Below are 16638 nucleotides of genomic sequence, written 5' to 3'. Positions count from 1 at the left end.
CGGGATTTCGCGGCTATTCGACGGTGATGCTGCCGCGCATCTGTGGGTGCAGTGAGCAGAGATAGCGGTAGTTGCCAGGGGCGGTGAAGGTGTAGCTCCACTCGCCCTTGTCGAAGATGGGGCTGTTGATGCCCATCGCTCGGTCTCCGATGCCCTGGACGTTGTGCGGCACGCTGTCGCTGAATTTCCAGGTGACGGTGTCGCCGACCTTGACGGTGGCATCGGCCGGGGCGAACTTCATGTTGTCGACATCGACGGTCACCGCGGCGGGCTTCTTGTCGCCGGGCGCGGTGGTTTTCGACGTCGCAGGGTGGGAAGTCGTGGTCGGGGCGGCGGGTTTCGGCTTGTCCGAGCCGCAGCCGGACAGCAACAACATCGCGGCCAAGCCGAGCCCGGTTACGACCTGAGTGGACCTCGCACGGCTGACCATGAGCATGGCGGCCAAGCGTAGTCTGCTGACGGTGCGGGCTTGCGCAGCGCCTGTTCGATTGAACCGGTGTTGTTCGACCGTGCGGGGTCTGTTCGTGCCGATCAACGCAGTGGAGGCGAGCATCCATGTCCACCGAGCGGGGATTCTTCACCGCCGACGAAGTGCGGGCGGCCGAAGCCGAACTGTTCACCCGGGTCCCGGACGGCGTGCCGATGCAACGGGCCGCGTACGGTCTGGCGACCGTCGTCGCGGCGGAGCTGCGGGCACGGACCGGGGGGATCGCCGGGCGGTCGGTGACGCTGCTGGTTGGTTCCGGAGACAACGGCGGCGACGCGCTGTGGGCCGGCTCGATGCTGCGGCGTCGCGGAGTGACTGTTACGGCCGTGCTGCTGAATCCCGAACGGGCACATGTGAAAGGCCTGGCCGCGCTGCGGAAGACCGGTGGTCGGGTCAGTGCCGATGTCGGCAGGCCGGACCTGGTGATCGATGGCATCGTCGGGATCTCCGGCCGGGGTCCGCTGCGTCCGAACGCAGCGGAACTGGTTGCCGCGCTCGAGGTGCCGATTGTCGCCGCGGATCTGCCGAGCGGCGTCGACCCGGACACCGGCGCCGTCGCCGGCCCCGCGGTCCGCGCGGATATCACCGTTGCCTTCGGCGCGTACAAGCCGGTCCATGTACTTGCCGCACCGTACTGCGGCCGAATCGAACTGGTGCCCATCGGTTTACGACTGCCCGAGCCGAGCCTCGCGGCACTGGATCCGGCGTCGATCGGTGCGCTCTGGCCGGTACCGGGTCCCCTCGATGACAAGTACACGCAGGGTGTCACGGGAGTATGCGCCGGTAGCGCAACATATCCGGGTGCGGCGGTGCTGTGCTCCGGTGCTGCGATCGCGGCGACCTCGGGCTTGGTCCGCTATGCCGGAACCGGCACGGCCGATGTGCTCGCACACTTCCCGGAAGTGATTGCCGCCCAGAGCATCGCCGACACCGGCCGAGTCCAGTCGTGGGTCTTCGGGCCCGGCGCGGGCACCGACGCCGACGCTCACAAACGACTCGCCGAAGTCCTCGCCACCGACCTTCCCGTCGTCGTCGACGCCGACGGCCTCACCCTGCTCGCCGCCGACCCCGAGCTGCTTCGCGGCCGCTGCGCCCCGACCGTATTGACCCCGCACGCAGGCGAATTCGCGCGACTGGCCGGACACGAAGTGGGCCAGGACCGAGTCGCCGCAGCCCGCGACCTCGCGGATTCCTGGCAGGTCACCGTCCTGCTGAAAGGCCGTGCCACGCTCGTCGCAGCCCCCGGAGGACCGGTACTCGTCAACGAAGCGGGCGGTTCATGGGCCGCGACAGCAGGCGCGGGCGATGTCCTCTCCGGCATCATCGGTGCCCTACTCGCCGCGGGCCGAGACCCGGCCTGGTCTGCCGCCGCCGCAGCACGTGCGCACTCCTTGGCCGCCAACCTCGCCGCCCACGAGAACCACCCGGCCGGAGCGCCTACTTCGGCAACCCCCCTTCTGCAGCACGTCCGACCGGCGATCCGCATCCTCCGTGCCCTTGCCATCGGGGGTTCCTGACCGGGCCTGTCTCGGGGGCTTCCCTCCTGCAGCGCCACCGGGCCCGAAGTACCCACACCGTGTGCTGCGGCCAGCTGCTCGACCGCCTGCCCGCAATGGCACGATCTATGCACACCACGACCGGCAAAAGACGCGGAGAGGCGGACAAGCGTGAATGCGCAAGTGGAGGCGGTTGTCGACCTGGGCGCCATTGCCAACAACGTGCGGATCCTGCGCGAACACGCAGGTGATGCCGCGGTGATGGTGGTGGTCAAGGCCGATGGCTACAACCATGGTGCGGTCGAGGTCGGGCGGGCCGCGCTGGCGGCGGGAGCGGCCGAACTGGGTGTCACCACGATCGAGGAGGCCATCCAGCTGCGTGCGGCGGACATCACCGCGCCGATTCTGTGCTGGCTCAACAACTCCGACGCCGACTTCGGCGCCGCCATCGCCGCCGATATCGAGATCGGCGTCTCCTCGCTCGCACACCTGCGGGCGGTCGAGGCGGCGGCGCGCGCCACCGGCCGGACCGCGACGGTCACCTTGAAGGTCGACACCGGCCTCAACCGCAACGGCGTCTCGGCGCTCGAATACCCGCGGGTGCTCGCGGCGCTGCGCGCGCTGGTCGATGAGCGGGTCGTTCGATTCCGGGCGATCTTCTCCCATCTCGCGCACGCCGACGAGCCGCAGCATCCGATGATCGACGTGCAGCGTGACCGCTTCCTCGAGGCGATCGCGGCCGCCAAGGAACACGGCCTGGAACCCGAGCTGGTGCACATCGCGAACTCGGCGGCCGCGCTGACCCGCCCCGACCTGGCCTTCGACATGGTGCGCCCGGGTATCGCGGTGTACGGCTTGTCGCCGGTGCCGGAGATCTCCGACTTCGGATTGCGGCCGGCGATGACCTTCCAGGCGAGGGTCGCCCTGGTGAAACAGGTCGCCGCGGGCGAGGGTGTCTCCTATGGGCACGAGTGGGTCGCACCGGCGGACACCACCGTCGCGCTCATCCCGGCCGGCTACGCCGACGGTGTGTTCCGCAACCTGGGCGGTCGTTTCGAGGTCGCGCTCGGCGGTGCGCGGTATCCGAGTGTCGGGCGGGTGTGCATGGACCAGATAGTCGTCGACCTGGGGGACAACGCGGCAGTTGTCGCGGAGGGGGACACCGCGATCCTGTTCGGCGCGGGGCCGGACGAACCGCACGCTCAGGACTGGGCGGACGTGCTCGGCACCATCCACTACGAGATCGTGTGTTCGCCACGCGGGCGAGTGGTCCGGCGGCACGTCGGCGGCAGCAGATGAAACAGCGGAGATCGGCGGGCTATCGCACAACCGTGCTGCGCGGCGGGCTCGCGACCGCGGGTGTCGTCGGCACCCTTGCCGGTGCGCACGCACTGCGTCGGATGGGTGCCAGGGTGCTCTGGCCCGCGCGCCGCGATGAGTACCGTGACGAGAACTTCGCGCTGCTCGATGCGGATCGCTCCGGTGCGGTGCTCACCGAGGACGGCGTGCGGCTGGCCACCCGCGAATGCGGTCCCGAGGACGCGCCGGTCACCGTGATCTTCGTGCACGGCTTTTGCAACACCATGGAGTCCTTCCACTTCCAGCGTCGTGATCTGGAAAAGCGTTGGGGCGCAAGGGTTCGCCTTGTGCTCTTCGATCTTCGCGGACACGGCGGCTCCGGCACCCCGACCACCGAGAGCTGTACTGTCGCCCAGCTCGGCCGTGATCTGGCCGCGGTCATCGAGACCCGCGCGCCGACCGGTCCGGTGGCATTGGTCGGTCATTCGCTCGGCGGGATGGCGGTGCTCGCCGCGGCCGCGCAGTTCCCGGATCTGTTCGCGGCGCGCGTGATCGGCATCGGGCTGCTGTCGACCGCCGCGGCGGAGGTTACCTCCGCCGGGATCGCGCAGCTCCTGCGCAACCCGGCCGTCGACGGATTTCGGCTGGCCGTGCACACCGCGCCCGCGCTGATTCAGGCCGGTCGTGCCACCGCACGACATGTGATCGCCCCGATCCTGCATGTGAGCTCGTATCACGGTCCGGTGAGCGCCACGCTGTCCCGGTTCACCACGATGATGATCGATCGGACTCCGGTCGAGACGATCGTAAAATTCCTGAAAGCGATCGAACTGCACGACGAATCGGCGGCCCTGCCCACGCTGGCGCGGCTACCGGTGCTTGTGCTCGGCGGAACCCACGATCTGGTGATCCCGTTCCGCAATTCCCGTGCCTTGGCCGCCGCGCTGCCCAACAGTGAACTCGTCCGGCTGGACGACGCCGCACACATGGCGCACCTGCAGTACCCGGATATCGTCAACGCCGCACTCGACCGGTTGCTAGTGCGCGCCGGTGCTATCGAGCAACCCGCAACCGCATCGGAGGTCCTCGGTGGCTGAACGGCAACAGCGCATCCTGCCCACCGTCGCCGACACCGAGGCGTTCGGTCGCGAACTCGCCGCCCAACTCGGTGCGGGCGACCTGGTGGTGCTGGACGGTCCGCTCGGTGCGGGCAAGACGGCGCTGACTCGCGGCATCGCCGCCGGACTCGGCGTGCAGGGCCGAGTCAGTTCACCCACCTTCATCATCGCCAGGCAACATCGGGCCGGGCAGCGCGACGGCGCTCCTCCGGTGCCACTGGTGCATGTGGACGCGTATCGGCTCGGCGGCGACCTGGACGAACTCGACGCCCTTGACCTCGACACAGATCTGCATCAGGCCGTCGTCGTAGTGGAGTGGGGCAGCGGTGTCGTGGAACACTTGGCCGAGCATCATCTGTACGTGCTGCTGTCGCGCGAACCGGATTCCGAGGTGCGCACGGCGATCTGGGAATGGGTGCATTAATAAATGGCTGCGGTCGAAGTTGCCCTCGAGTAGCTCCGCACCGGCCGCACCTACCAACCGGTATCGTTAGGTCAATCATGCTTGTACTAGCCGTCGACACCGCGACACCTGCCGTTACAGCGGGATTGGTGGAACTGGAGCAGGCCGCCGCCGGCGTGGCCACCCCGGGCGCGCGCACCCTCGCCTCCCGCGTGCGGGTCGATCCCCGCGCACACGCCGAGGTGCTCACCCCGCAGATCCTCGAATGTCTCACCGAGGCAGGCCGTTCCAGGTCCGATATCGCCGCCGTCGTGGTCGGCATCGGCCCTGGTCCGTTCACCGGGCTACGGGTCGGAATGGCCACCGCCGCCGCCTTCGGTGACGCGCTAGGCCTCCCCGTGTACGGGGTGTGCAGCCTCGACGCGATCGCCACCGCCGCCGCGGCCGATCTCACACCGGGCAGCGAGCTGCTGGTCGTCACCGACGCGCGCCGACGCGAGGTGTACTGGGCCCGTTATCGCGACGGCATACGCATCGCCGGACCCGATGTGAGCAAGCCAGGAGATCTGGATGCGGCGCACGCCACAGTGATTGCCGGATCCGCCTCGCACGTGGACTTCTTCGACCTGCCCGTGCTGCCGGTGGAGACCCCGTCCCCGGCCGGGCTGGTGCAGGTCGCCGCCGCTGAGGTGCTGGCGCGCGCCGTACCGGAACCGCTGGTCCCGCTGTACCTGCGCAGGCCGGACGCGGTCGAACGCAGCTATCGCACCCTCGACCGGACGGGAGCATGACGGTCGTGTCGATCCGAATCGAGCCGATGGACGGCGCCGACATCGAGCGCTGTGTCGAACTCGAACAACTGCTGTTCCCCGAAGACGATCCGTGGCAGGCGGTGTCGTTCCGGTCGGAATTGGCCGCGCCGCACAACCGGTACATCATCGCCCGCAACGACGACGGGCGAATGGTCGGCTACGCGGGCGTCGCGCTGCTCGGTGACGCGGAACACCCCGAGGCCGAAGTGCATACCATCGGCGTCGACCCGCACTGCCATCGCGCGGGTATCGGCACACTGCTGCTGGAGGCGTTGCTGGCCGAAGCGGGCAAGCGTGGCGGGCCGGTGTTTCTCGAGGTGCGCACCGACAACGCACCAGCGATCGCGATGTACGCCAAGCACGGCTTCCACATCATCGGACTGCGCAAGAACTACTACCACCCCAGTGGTGCCGACGCTTACACCATGCGCAGGCCCGCGCTGGCCGGTGCGGGCGCGGCCTGGGAGATGGCCGGCGGGGAGGTGCTGTCGTGATCGTCATGGGCGTCGAAAGCTCCTGCGACGAAACCGGAGTCGGCATCGTGCGCAGACACGACGACGGCACCTGTGAACTGCTCGCCGACGAGGTCGCCTCCAGCGTCGAACAGCATGCCCGGTTCGGCGGCGTTGTCCCGGAAATCGCCTCGCGCGCGCATCTGGAGGCCATCGTGCCCGCGATGCGCCGGGCGCTGGCGGCGGCAGGAATCGCGAAGCCCGACGCGCTGGCGGTGACCATCGGACCGGGACTCGCCGGTGCACTGTTGGTCGGCGCCGCCGCCGCGAAAGCCTATGCGGCAGCGTGGGATGTGCCGTTCTACGCCTTGAATCACCTCGGCGGACACGTCGCGGTCGACACGCTCGAACACGGACCGATGCCGCCGTGCGTCGCGCTGCTGGTGTCCGGTGGGCACACCCATCTGCTGCACGTCACCGATCTGGCCGAGCCGATCGTCGAGTTGGGCAGCACCATCGACGACGCGGCGGGGGAGGCGTTCGACAAGGTCGCCCGGCTGCTCGGCCTCGGTTTCCCCGGCGGCCCCGCGCTCGACGCGGCGGCGGCCGACGGTGATCCGAAGGCGATCGCGTTTCCGCGCGGCATGACCGGCCCGCGCGATTCCCGCTACGACTTCTCCTTCTCCGGTGTGAAGACGGCCGTCGCTCGCTACGTGGAGGCGGCCCAACGCAATGGCTTCACCGCGGCGGAACTGCCGATCCCCGATATCGCGGCGTCCTTCCAGGAATCGGTTGCCGACGTGCTCACCATGAAGGCGGTGCGTGCGGCCCAGGACGTGGGCGTCGAAACACTGGTCCTCGGCGGCGGCGCCACTGCCAACTCCCGAATCCGTTCGCTTGCCGAGCAGCGTTGCGCGGCGGCGGGATTGACGCTCCGCGTGCCGAAACCTCGGTTGTGCACCGACAACGGCGTGATGATCGCGGCGCTGGGTGCCCATGTCATCGCAGGGGGCGCGAAGCCCTCGCCGCTGACCGTAGCGACGGATCCCGGCCTGCCGGTATCGGTGAGCCAGGTCAGCTGACCACTGCGCCGAATGCGGCTGCTGGTTGTTTCGGGGCCGACCTTGCGAGCATCGCTGGCGGTGTTCTTTCGACCGACCTGCGAGCAGTCGCTGGCAGTGTTGTTTCGAGCGACCTTGCGAGCAGTCGCCAGCAGCGTTGTTTCGACTGACCTGCGAGCAGTCGGCAGCGGTGTTGTTCCGACCGACCTGCGAGCAGTAGCCAGCGAGGGGCCGAACCTCGATTGTCGCCCGTCGCTACTGCGCTGGAGCCAACAGTTGCGGTGAACTGCCGCCTGCGGAACCGGAATTCGCCCGCGGCAGCAGCGGAACTTGCGATTTTGCGGGCGCCTGCGTCGGTGCCACGGGGGTCGGCGCGGTGCTCGGTGCCGTGGTTTCCGTTTCCGAACGGCTGTGATCGGGCGCCGTCGAGGAGCCTGCCGGCGGGGCGAGCGGGTTGCCGAACAGCGGAACGAGCAGTTCCGGGAACGGGATCGGCGGCAGGTTCGGGTCCGGGCGCAGGGTGGGCTGCGTGCTCGTGGTCGGCGTCGGCGTCGGCGGTGTGCTCGTGCGGGCGGTCGGCTGGCCGCGGTCCTGGGTGATCGGCGGGATGTTGCCGACGCTCGGCCGGTTGGTGCTCTCCCGATTCTGGCCGGTCTGCGTCGGTGAAGTCGGCGACGTCGAGGGCATCTGGGTGCTGCTCGTGGTGCCCGCGGGGGAGACCTCGCCGTCGGAGGTCGGTGCGAAGGTTTTCACGCCATAGCCGATGATCAGCCCGACCACCACGATCGCCCCGGCCAGCGTGCCGACGACCTTGGTGAAAGTGCCGACCGGCGCGTCGGAGGTGAGCGCGGCGACCGGGAACACCGCGGGCTGTGCCGCGTCGGCGACCAGTGCGGCGCCCTTGGCGATCACCGCCTCCGGCTCGGGGACCGTGTGCACCGGCACGTCCAGTTCGTCGGTGAGCGTGGACACCACGGCGGGGATATTGGCCCCACCGCCGATCACCGTCACCGCCTGTGGGAACTGGGGCGCCCGCGCGAAGACCGCCGCGGCGAAGACGGCGGTGTCGCGCAGCAGGTCGGTGATCAGCTCTTCGAAGTCGGCTCTCGTCAGTTTGAGTGGCTGCCCGGCGACATGATCGATGGTGACGGCAGGCGCGATGGACAGGTGTTCCTTGGCGGCGCGGCCGCGGTTGGTCAGCATCCCGCGGTTCGGGCGGGTGCCGCGCCTGGCGTAATGCAGGTCGACCAGATGGTGGTAGATGAGTTCGTCGATGGCGTTGCCGCTGATCGCGGTCGTGCGCTCGGTCCGGAGCACGGTGCCGTCGACTCGGTCGGCGACGGTGACGGTGAGCCCGGACGCGCCCAGATCGATGATCGCGACGGTGTCGTAACGGTCGAGCAGACCGATGTGGTGCAGGTAGGTCAGCGCCGCGGTGCCCTCCGGGATCAGCCGCAGGTCGCGCTGCTTGCCGGTGGCCGAGCGGATCAGCTGGGCCTGCTCTTTGCTGCGATAGGCGACAGCGACACTGGTCGGCGGCCGACTGGAGGCCGATTCCAGCCCGATCGAGTGCGCCCCGGCGAACCGCGCACCCACGGGGTGCGCAACGTCGCATGGCAGCTGCGTGGTCGGTAGCTGGGTCGTCATGAGCTCGATCGAGGACGCCACCAGATCGCCGAGATCGGAGTGGGCCGCGTCGGCGGAGACGACGCGGTAGTCGAAATTCTGTGCGCCATTGGACGCGGTCGCGACCAGCGCCGAGCAGACAACCTCGTTCCCGGCCGAGATGCCGAGTGATGTTCGCATGTCACCTCCCTTCGAGCGGATGGTCATGTGTCGCCGACCATCTCGAATGGACTACCGAACTTCTCGCGTGGATGGCGAGCGATTCGGACTCGGATCCGGCCGACCCGCTGTCCGGATGGGTCGTGGGGACCGGCCGTGGATCACGTGTGGTCTTGCCCTCTGGTGAAGCTAGTTCTCTGAAACGCTTGTACTGTGACGACTGGGACTTACGCGTACTGCCTGGCTTGTCCTGCGGCGCTGGTTGTTTCGTAATTTTCCGTGTGCCCCCGACGCCGCCGGTTCGTGATGAACGCGGCGCGCGAAGAACAACCGTCGTCCATAATGTCACAATCCGTTATCCGAACGTTACAGATTTGCCGATCTCTTGGGAAGCCCTAAGACATCTCGGCATGGCGTGATACAAATCGCCGATCCGACGCGTCGACAGAATTGGCACAACCCAACCTTGAGCGCTGGCACTCTCATGTATAGAGTGCTAGTCGGCACTGTGAGTAGTGCTTAGTGCCACTTCGACCACTGAGCAGGTGTCCCGGCACCCGCGACGACGGGGCTATGCGCAGGGGTCAACAACCAGACACCGATGGTCCGGGACAACAGTTCCGGACGACCGTATATCCCCTGAAAGTGGAGGGCTCAACGTGGCGAGCGTGAACATCAAGCCGCTCGAGGACAAGATCCTCGTCCAGGCCAACGAGGCCGAGACGACGACGGCCTCCGGCCTGGTCATCCCCGACACGGCGAAGGAGAAGCCGCAGGAGGGCACCGTCATCGCCGTCGGCGAGGGGCGCGTCACCGATAAGGGTGACCGTATCCCGGTCGATGTCAAGGAGGGCGACACCGTCATCTACAGCAAGTACGGCGGCACCGAGATCAAGTACCAGGGCGAGGAATACCTCATCCTGTCGGCGCGCGACGTGCTGGCCGTCGTCACCAAGTGACCGAGCTCCGCACGGTCGGCTGACCGTGCTGCCCGGCCATTGCCGGGATCGAGTCGTCACGACACTGCCCCGGTTCCCCTGAGCGGGGCCGGGGCAGTGTCGTTTCAGCACTGGAACCCTAAGGAATAGGACTTATGGCAAAGCAGATCGAGTTCGACGAGAAGGCTCGCCGGGCTCTGGAGCGCGGTGTCGACAAGCTCGCCGACGCCGTGAAGGTCACCCTCGGGCCGCGTGGCCGCCACGTCGTGCTCGCGAAGGCCTTCGGTGGCCCCACCGTCACCAACGACGGTGTCACCATCGCGCGCGAGATCGACCTCGAGGACCCCTTCGAGAACATGGGCGCGCAGCTGGTCAAGAGCGTCGCCACCAAGACCAACGATGTCGCGGGCGACGGCACCACCACCGCGACCGTGCTGGCGCAGGCGCTGGTCAGGGCCGGCCTGAAGAACATCGCCGCGGGCGCCAACCCGATCGCGGTTGGTTCGGGCATCAGCAAGGCCGCCGACGCGGTCTCCGAGGCGCTGCTGGCGCTGGCCACCCCGGTCTCGGGTGAGCAGGCCATCGCTCAGGTCGCGACCGTGTCCTCGCGCGACGAGGAAATCGGCGCCATGGTCGGCAAGGCACTGACCACCGTCGGCAAGGACGGCGTTGTCACCGTCGAGGAGTCCTCGACGCTGCAGACCGAACTCGTCGTTACCGAGGGCGTCCAGTTCGACAAGGGCTACCTCTCGCCCTACTTCGTCACCGACACCGACAGCCAGCAGGCCGTGCTCGAGGACGCCTTCATCCTGTTGAACCGGGAGAAGATCAGCTCGCTGCCCGATCTGCTTCCGCTGCTGGAGAAGATCGCCGAGTCCGGCAAGCCGGTGCTGATCATCGCCGAGGATGTCGATGGCGAGGCGCTGTCGACCCTGGTCGTGAACTCGATCCGCAAGACCATCAAGGCCGTCGCGGTGAAGGCTCCGTTCTTCGGGGACCGCCGCAAGGCGTTCCTTGACGACCTTGCCGTCGTTACCGCGGGCACCGTCGTGAACCCGGACCTCGGCATCACGCTGCGTGAGTCCGGCCTCGAGGTGCTCGGCAAGGCGCGTCGCGTCGTCGTCACCAAGGACGACACCACGATCATCGACGGTGCGGGCACCGCCGAGGACATCGCGGCCCGCAGCGCGCAGCTGCGTCGCGAGATCGAGGCCACCGACTCCGACTGGGACCGTGAGAAGCTCGAAGAGCGGCTGGCGAAGCTGTCCGGCGGGGTCGCGGTCATCAAGGTCGGCGCGGCCACCGAGACCGCGCTCAAGGAGCGCAAGTACCGCGTCGAGGACGCCGTCAGCGCGGCCAAGGCCGCCGTCGACGAGGGCATCGTCCCGGGTGGCGGCACCGCGCTGGTGCAGGCGAGCGTCAAGCTCGTCGAGCTGCGCGATTCGCTGTCCGGCGACGAGGCGGTCGGTGTCGAGGTGGTGCGGACCGCACTGTCGGCGCCGCTGTTCTGGATCGCCACCAACGCGGGCGTGGACGGCTCCGTGGTGGTCAGCAAGGTCGGCGACGGCAAGGAGGGCTTCAACGCCGCCACCCTCACCTACGGTGACCTGCTCACCGACGGTGTCGTCGATCCGGTGAAGGTGACCCGCTCCGCCGTCGTGAACGCGGCGTCGGTAGCCAGGATGATCCTCACCACCGAGAGCGCCATTGTAGAAAAGCCCGCCGAAGAGGCCCATGACCACGGCCACGGTCATGGACACGGCCACAGCCACTGAGTTCGGCTCGAAATGACAAGGCCCCCCGGAACATTCCGGGGGGCCTTCGTCTTTGAACTTTATGAACAGAACAATAGATTTTGTTCGTAAATTTCAAATACTCAGGAGGCGACGGGCGGTTGCTCGGTGGCGATGGCCGTGAGCAATCGCCCGCGCAACGAGGCGGGCGGCGTTACCGCCGTCACTGCCGCGAGGGCAGCGAGGACGTCTTGCGTCTCTTGCACTTCGGCGAGGAATGCCGCGCGTAGCGCGGGGTCCTCGCTATCGAGCAGGTCTTGTACCGCGTGATGGTCTTCGTCGTCGATCGATGCGAGCGCGACGGCGTGCGCGAGATCGATCTGGACTTCGTTCATCTCACGTCACCCCCAAACTTTTCTTCAGTCGTGTGAGTCCGTCCCGAATACGGGACTTAACGGTCGGTAACCCAATGCCGAGGTAGGTGGCTACCTCGGCGTAGGTTCGCCCGCCGTAGTAGGCGAGCGAGATGGCCTCTCGTTGAGTCTCTGTCAATGTGGCGAGACCCGCGAGGACGGCCTGTTGTTCGAGCCTTCGCTCGACTTCTTCGGTGACCTCGTCGAATTCGTTGCCGAGAACCCTTATCCCGTATGCGACTTCGCGCTGGGTATGGGCCTGTTCGGCGCGAACCCGGTCGACCGCCCGCCGGTGGGCCAGCGTCATCAACCACGTCACCGCCGACCCCTTCGCCGAGTCGAAACTCGCCGCAGTCCGCCAGATCTGTAGGAAGACCTCCTGGGTGGTCTCCTCCGCGTATCCGGGATCATGCAGAACGCGGAGCACCAGACCGAAGACGCGCGCACACGTTCGGTCGTAGAGCTCGGCGAAAGCTTCCTGGTCGGATCGGCCGCAGCGCTCGAGAAGGGCGGCGAGCTCGATACTTTCGGCTGCGCGTGCCGACACCGCAGAATCCACACGAGGTGGGATGGCTTCTCTTCGGAACGAGTCGCCCTCTGCGGCCGACGGCCGCGTTGTCACAACGCTCCATTCTGTGTCATCGGTCACTACCGTAGCGCGCCGCTATGACCTCCCTTCCGGTGGGGTGGCAGCAACCAGCCTGTGGCCCAGCGACTTTGCGGAGAACTTCGACACGCCAGACGTTTCCGGACAGGACGCGCCGTGACACGCCGACGTTTGCTGCGAAACGCCGAACTGAATAGCTGCTTGGCTTCTGGCCTTCACCGCGGCAGCGTACCGGTGGTGACCGCTACGTCCTGCGTGTCGATCGCGACCGAAGGTGTTGTATTGGCCGGTTGTTTGCTAGGGATTCGGCGCGCCACACTGTGTGGATGGGACCGGATTCCCTGTTCGCGAAGTCGCTATACGGCCATCCTGCGACGGTTGCGGCGAGCGTGCATCTCGCGTTCGGTTTCCGACATCCCGCCCCAGATGCCATAAGGCTCGCTGACTTTCAGCGCATGGCTGCGGCATTGCATCAGCACCGGGCAGCTCCGGCAGATCTCCTTGGCGCGCATTTCCCGTGCGGTGCGGGCACGGCCGCGTTCGCCGTCGGGATGGAAGAACACCGCGGAATCCTGCCCGCGGCAGGATCCTCGCATCTGCCAGTCCCAGACGTCGGCGTTCGGTCCGGGAAGGTGGGTCGGCATGGGCATGGTGAACTCCTCGTGGTGCGAGCTCGTCAGCGTTGTCGAGCAGTTGTTCTGCAACAGTTGTGGCCACGGCGCTGGGGTCGGCGGCGGGCCTCTTGGCTCGCCCTTCGTGGTCGCTGCAATTTCGCGCGGCGCCGACCGTGGCGATGAGTTACGTTAGGTCCAGCCGCGAAATTACGTCAATAGTTCGACGCAGCAGTTTTCCAAATGTTGGGCTGCGAAATTTAACGTCTACGGTGTTTACTTTTTGCATAGCTTCCGGTGATACTGGTCGGTTGATCGGCGATCCGTGTCGAACCGTCTGGCTCGATCCGCGAGTGTATCCGCAGGTGGACGTGTTTTCGGCGGCTGACTCCCCATGTCTGGGGAGTCGGGCCGGGGGTGGGGGTGGTCACAGCGCCGGCCGAGGCCGAGATGACACCAGATCGCAGATGGCGGAAACGGGGCGCTGAGGTTAATTGCGCGAAACGCATGTGAATTCTTAACGTACGTGCCAGCTGATTGCCCGTATGAGATTTACCTGATGGAAACATGATGTCGGCATTCGAAATGCTGCTTGGTTGCTGGAGCGTGTCGCGATGTTTCTCGCCGCGTGGGCGTGCGCGGAACGCAGGATAGAGTTCGGCCGTGTCCGCACCAGCTCTCCTTATATATAGCGAGTCCGCACCACTCGCTGCCGCCGCGTTCGGCGACCGCCTCACTCTCGGCGCTGCCGAGTTGCCGGCGTCTCGAAGCGCCGTGGATTCGTGGCATCGGGCGGTGATTCTGGGCGGTCGAGGCCACTACGCCGCGGCCCGCGCCGAACTCCGGCTACTGCGCGCGGGCACCACCGACCCGGTGCTGCTGTCGCTGGCCGCGAGCACCGAAGGCTCGCTACTGCGCCAGCTCGGCTGGCATGCCCGCGCCGCGGTCGCCGATGGGCGGGCCGCGGCGCTGATCATCCCCACTCGCGCCGACGATGCCGGCCGGGTCGGACCGAACCGCGGCGACGCCGTCTGTGACGCGCTGACCGGCCTCGCCGCCGACGCGCTCGGCACCGGCAGGCTCGCGCTGGCCGCCCGGCTGCTGTGGCGCAGTCACGACGCGCTCGACGCCGAGCAGGTGCGCTGGCGACCGTGGGTGCGCTGGCACTGGGTTTCGGCGGAGACCGCGCTCGCATCGGGGCGCGCCGACCCCGCGCGCACCCATGCCGAGGCCGCGTTGGAGTTGGCCGAACGTGGTCCCTCGATCCGGCACCGGGTCAAGTCCAGGCTGTTGGTCGCCGCGGCGACCGCGTCCGCCGGTGACGCCGAGGGTGCGCGGATCCGCGCCGAGGCGGTCGCCGCCGAATGTCGCGAATACGGGCTGCTTCCGCTTCGCTGGGCCTGCGCCATGCTGCGCGCGGGCGTGTCCGATGGTGATGTCGCGAGCGCCGCCACCTCGGAAGCCGCGGAGTGCGCCGCTGCTATCTCTCGCCGTGGCGGACGGTTTCGGCCTGCGGGTGCCGACTAGGTCTGCACCCGTGGCGACCCCGTGTTGCCCGGTTCCGGGCGTTGTGTCGCTATTGTTAGATCCGTTCCGCCCCACCGGCGGAAGCACTGGTCATCCCCGACCGTGCCACTTGTAACGCCAGGAATTTCTCTGACGATGACGAACACGGGCGAAGAGTTGGACCTCGCCGTCACTGCGGCTGCGCAGGGCGACAGATCCGCTTTAGCTCAGGTACTGGAAATGGTCCGCCCGCTGGTGGTGCGCTACTGCCGCGCGCGGATCGGCGCCGCGGAGCGAGGACAACTCTCTGCGGATGATGTTGCGCAGGAGGTATGTCTGGCTGTGATGACTGCCTTGCCCAGGTATCAAGACCAGGGCAGGCCCTTCATGGCCTTCGTATACGGAATCGCTTCGCACAAGGTCGCCGACGCTCATCGGAACGCCGCCCGTAACAAGGCGGAGGCAATGGCCGAAGTACCAGATGTCATATCCACCGACCATGGTCCGGAACAACGAGCTCTCGAATCAGAGACGAGCAGGCAGATGAACAGTCTGCTCGCGACGCTTCCTGAAAAGCATCGGGAGATCCTGATCCTGCGATTGGTCATGGGTTTGTCAGCGGAAGAAACCGCAGTCGCCGTGGGCAGTACGGCGGGTGCGATACGGGTTGCCCAGCACAGGGCACTCGCAAAACTGAAGTCACAAGTGGCGAGGGCAGGTGAAATGTATGGCTAGGGATGGCGAGCGCGGTCGGGGCGACTGGAAGGCGCGGCTTGGATCGCGAAATAGCGGTCCCTACGCCGAGGGCGTCGGTGACACCGGACCGGTGGACATCGCCGCGGTACGCCGCGACGATGCGCTGATTGATGCCATCGCCAGCGACGGTCCGGTACGGACCGACAGCGCGGAGGAATATCAGCTCGCGACGCTGTTGGCCGATTGGCGGGCCGAGCTGATCTCGGAGCCGATGCCGGGGGAACCCAGCCTCGATGAAATCGTGGCTGCGGTCAACCAGGAGATCGGTGCTCGACAAGTTCGTATCGGCGCTCAGACCAGCGGGCGACTACGGCTACTTCGTCCGATTGCGGGGACGGCTGCCGCACTGGCATTGGTCTTCGGTGGTATGACGGCGTTCTCCTACAACGCCGAGCCAGGTGATCCGCTATGGCGGGTCAAGGAGGTCGTGTTCAGCGAACAGGCCCAGACCACCGTGGTTCAGCGTGCCGACAACGATCTGGACGCGGCGCAGGCCCTGCTCAATTCGGGTAATCACGAATTGGCGAAGGCCAAGCTCGATGGCGCTCGGCAGAACGTGACGCAGGTCAACGACACCGAGAAGCAGAATGATCTGGCGGCTCGCTGGGAGTTGATCCTGACCGAGCTGCGCAAGGTCGCCCCGGATGTCGCGAACTCGATCACGGCGACGCCATCGCGGCCTGCCGATCCGAAGCCGACCACGGACACCAGCGGGACGAAGCCGTCGACCGGCATCCCGCAGCAGACCGTTCTGCAGTCGCCGGAAACCTCGGGGACGAAGCCGCCGACGGGCGAGGAGACCACCGCTCCTGGCCAGCCGCCGACTACTGCGCCGCCGACGACGCAGATCACGGTCATGCCGACAACGCCGCCGCCTACGCAGAATCAGCCGCCTCAAACAACCCAGGTCGCGCCGACCACCGTGCCAACGGTGGTCGTCCCGACCGTCGATACGGGCCAGCCGACGCAGCCCGCGACGCGTCCGACGGTGCCGGGCAATGACTCCGGACCCGTCGTGGTTCCCACCGGATCAGGCGGGACGGGCGGGACCGGGGTACCCGGTGGTACCGGCGGCGTACCGGGCGGGTCAGGCCCTACCTAGGCCCGAGCGCAACAATCGATTAAAGACATCAACCGATCGCCGACCGGCGGTCGGCTTTT

The 16638-nt window shown here is 67.2% G+C and carries 17 protein-coding genes; 12 read left to right on the top strand and 5 right to left on the bottom strand.

Going from position 1 to position 16638, the window contains the following annotated elements:
* Window positions 1–13: 13 nt before the first annotated feature.
* Window positions 14–436 carry a cupredoxin family copper-binding protein gene (locus tag ACFQZZ_RS30940; RefSeq protein ID WP_378687720.1) on the bottom strand — a complete coding sequence of 141 codons (423 nt, stop codon included), beginning with the start codon at window positions 434–436 and terminating at the stop codon, window positions 14–16.
* Between the two features lie 119 nt (window positions 437–555).
* Here ACFQZZ_RS30940 and ACFQZZ_RS30935 point away from each other — a divergent pair, with 119 nt between their 5' ends.
* From ACFQZZ_RS30935 to tsaD, 7 genes are all read left to right on the top strand, one after another.
* Window positions 556–2004: an NAD(P)H-hydrate dehydratase gene (locus ACFQZZ_RS30935; RefSeq protein ID WP_378687718.1), complete on the top strand. Its 1449-nt coding sequence runs from the start codon at window positions 556–558 to the stop codon at window positions 2002–2004.
* Window positions 2005–2154: 150 nt separating this feature from the next.
* On the top strand, window positions 2155–3282 hold the full coding sequence (alr, locus tag ACFQZZ_RS30930) for an alanine racemase (protein WP_378687716.1): 1128 nt from the start codon (window positions 2155–2157) through the stop codon (window positions 3280–3282).
* On the top strand, window positions 3279–4379 hold the full coding sequence (locus ACFQZZ_RS30925; protein ID WP_378687714.1) for an alpha/beta fold hydrolase: 1101 nt from the start codon (window positions 3279–3281) through the stop codon (window positions 4377–4379). The genes alr and ACFQZZ_RS30925 overlap by 4 nt, the downstream gene beginning before the upstream one ends.
* Window positions 4372–4824, top strand: coding sequence for a tRNA (adenosine(37)-N6)-threonylcarbamoyltransferase complex ATPase subunit type 1 TsaE (gene tsaE, locus ACFQZZ_RS30920; protein ID WP_378687713.1), 453 nt, complete (start codon window positions 4372–4374; stop codon window positions 4822–4824). Before ACFQZZ_RS30925 ends, tsaE begins: the two co-directional genes overlap by 8 nt.
* 77 nt (window positions 4825–4901) lie before the next feature.
* Window positions 4902–5594, top strand: a complete 693-nt coding sequence (gene tsaB, locus ACFQZZ_RS30915; protein WP_378687711.1) for a tRNA (adenosine(37)-N6)-threonylcarbamoyltransferase complex dimerization subunit type 1 TsaB — start codon at window positions 4902–4904, stop codon at window positions 5592–5594.
* Window positions 5591–6109 (top strand): ribosomal protein S18-alanine N-acetyltransferase, encoded by a 519-nt coding sequence (rimI, locus tag ACFQZZ_RS30910; protein ID WP_378687710.1) that lies wholly within the window; start codon window positions 5591–5593, stop codon window positions 6107–6109. Before tsaB ends, rimI begins: the two co-directional genes overlap by 4 nt.
* Entirely contained in the window at window positions 6106–7149 is a 1044-nt protein-coding gene (gene tsaD / locus ACFQZZ_RS30905; RefSeq protein WP_378687708.1) for a tRNA (adenosine(37)-N6)-threonylcarbamoyltransferase complex transferase subunit TsaD, read from the top strand. Before rimI ends, tsaD begins: the two co-directional genes overlap by 4 nt.
* 234 nt (window positions 7150–7383) lie before the next feature.
* Here the strand turns inward: tsaD and ACFQZZ_RS30900 are convergent, their stop codons facing one another.
* Window positions 7384–8934, bottom strand: coding sequence for an Hsp70 family protein (locus ACFQZZ_RS30900; RefSeq protein ID WP_378687707.1), 1551 nt, complete (start codon window positions 8932–8934; stop codon window positions 7384–7386).
* Between the two features lie 638 nt (window positions 8935–9572).
* Between ACFQZZ_RS30900 and groES the strand changes: the two genes are divergently transcribed.
* Both groES and groL read left to right on the top strand, forming a co-directional pair.
* Complete coding sequence (groES, locus tag ACFQZZ_RS30895; protein ID WP_014981824.1) at window positions 9573–9872, top strand: co-chaperone GroES; 300 nt, start codon at window positions 9573–9575, stop codon at window positions 9870–9872.
* A 134-nt stretch (window positions 9873–10006) separates the two neighbouring features.
* A complete protein-coding gene (gene groL, locus ACFQZZ_RS30890; protein ID WP_378687704.1) occupies window positions 10007–11626 on the top strand; it encodes a chaperonin GroEL in 1620 nt (539 codons plus the stop codon).
* Window positions 11627–11727: 101 nt separating this feature from the next.
* On the opposite strand, the gene ACFQZZ_RS30885 is transcribed toward groL, so the two are convergent.
* The 3 genes from ACFQZZ_RS30885 to ACFQZZ_RS30875 form a co-directional block, all read right to left on the bottom strand.
* Window positions 11728–11979 (bottom strand): hypothetical protein, encoded by a 252-nt coding sequence (locus ACFQZZ_RS30885; RefSeq protein ID WP_378687703.1) that lies wholly within the window; start codon window positions 11977–11979, stop codon window positions 11728–11730.
* Window position 11980: 1 nt separating this feature from the next.
* A complete protein-coding gene (locus ACFQZZ_RS30880) occupies window positions 11981–12556 on the bottom strand; it encodes a sigma-70 family RNA polymerase sigma factor (RefSeq protein WP_378687701.1) in 576 nt (191 codons plus the stop codon).
* A gap of 404 nt (window positions 12557–12960) precedes the next feature.
* Complete coding sequence (locus ACFQZZ_RS30875) at window positions 12961–13254, bottom strand: WhiB family transcriptional regulator (protein ID WP_040704593.1); 294 nt, start codon at window positions 13252–13254, stop codon at window positions 12961–12963.
* Between the two features lie 624 nt (window positions 13255–13878).
* Between ACFQZZ_RS30875 and ACFQZZ_RS30870 the strand changes: the two genes are divergently transcribed.
* From ACFQZZ_RS30870 to ACFQZZ_RS30860, 3 genes are all read left to right on the top strand, one after another.
* Window positions 13879–14742 (top strand): hypothetical protein, encoded by an 864-nt coding sequence (locus tag ACFQZZ_RS30870; RefSeq protein WP_378687699.1) that lies wholly within the window; start codon window positions 13879–13881, stop codon window positions 14740–14742.
* Window positions 14743–14877: 135 nt separating this feature from the next.
* Window positions 14878–15456, top strand: coding sequence for a sigma-70 family RNA polymerase sigma factor (locus ACFQZZ_RS30865; protein ID WP_378687697.1), 579 nt, complete (start codon window positions 14878–14880; stop codon window positions 15454–15456).
* Window positions 15449–16579 carry an anti-sigma-D factor RsdA gene (locus tag ACFQZZ_RS30860; protein WP_378687696.1) on the top strand — a complete coding sequence of 377 codons (1131 nt, stop codon included), beginning with the start codon at window positions 15449–15451 and terminating at the stop codon, window positions 16577–16579. Before ACFQZZ_RS30865 ends, ACFQZZ_RS30860 begins: the two co-directional genes overlap by 8 nt.
* The last annotated feature ends 59 nt before the right edge of the window (window positions 16580–16638 follow it).

It is taken from the genome of Nocardia sp. GCM10030253, from assembly GCF_042675075.1.
Lineage (GTDB): Bacteria > Actinomycetota > Actinomycetes > Mycobacteriales > Mycobacteriaceae > Nocardia.
Note: the sequence above shows the minus strand (reverse complement) of the source record. Positions and strands in the feature narration are given on the sequence as shown.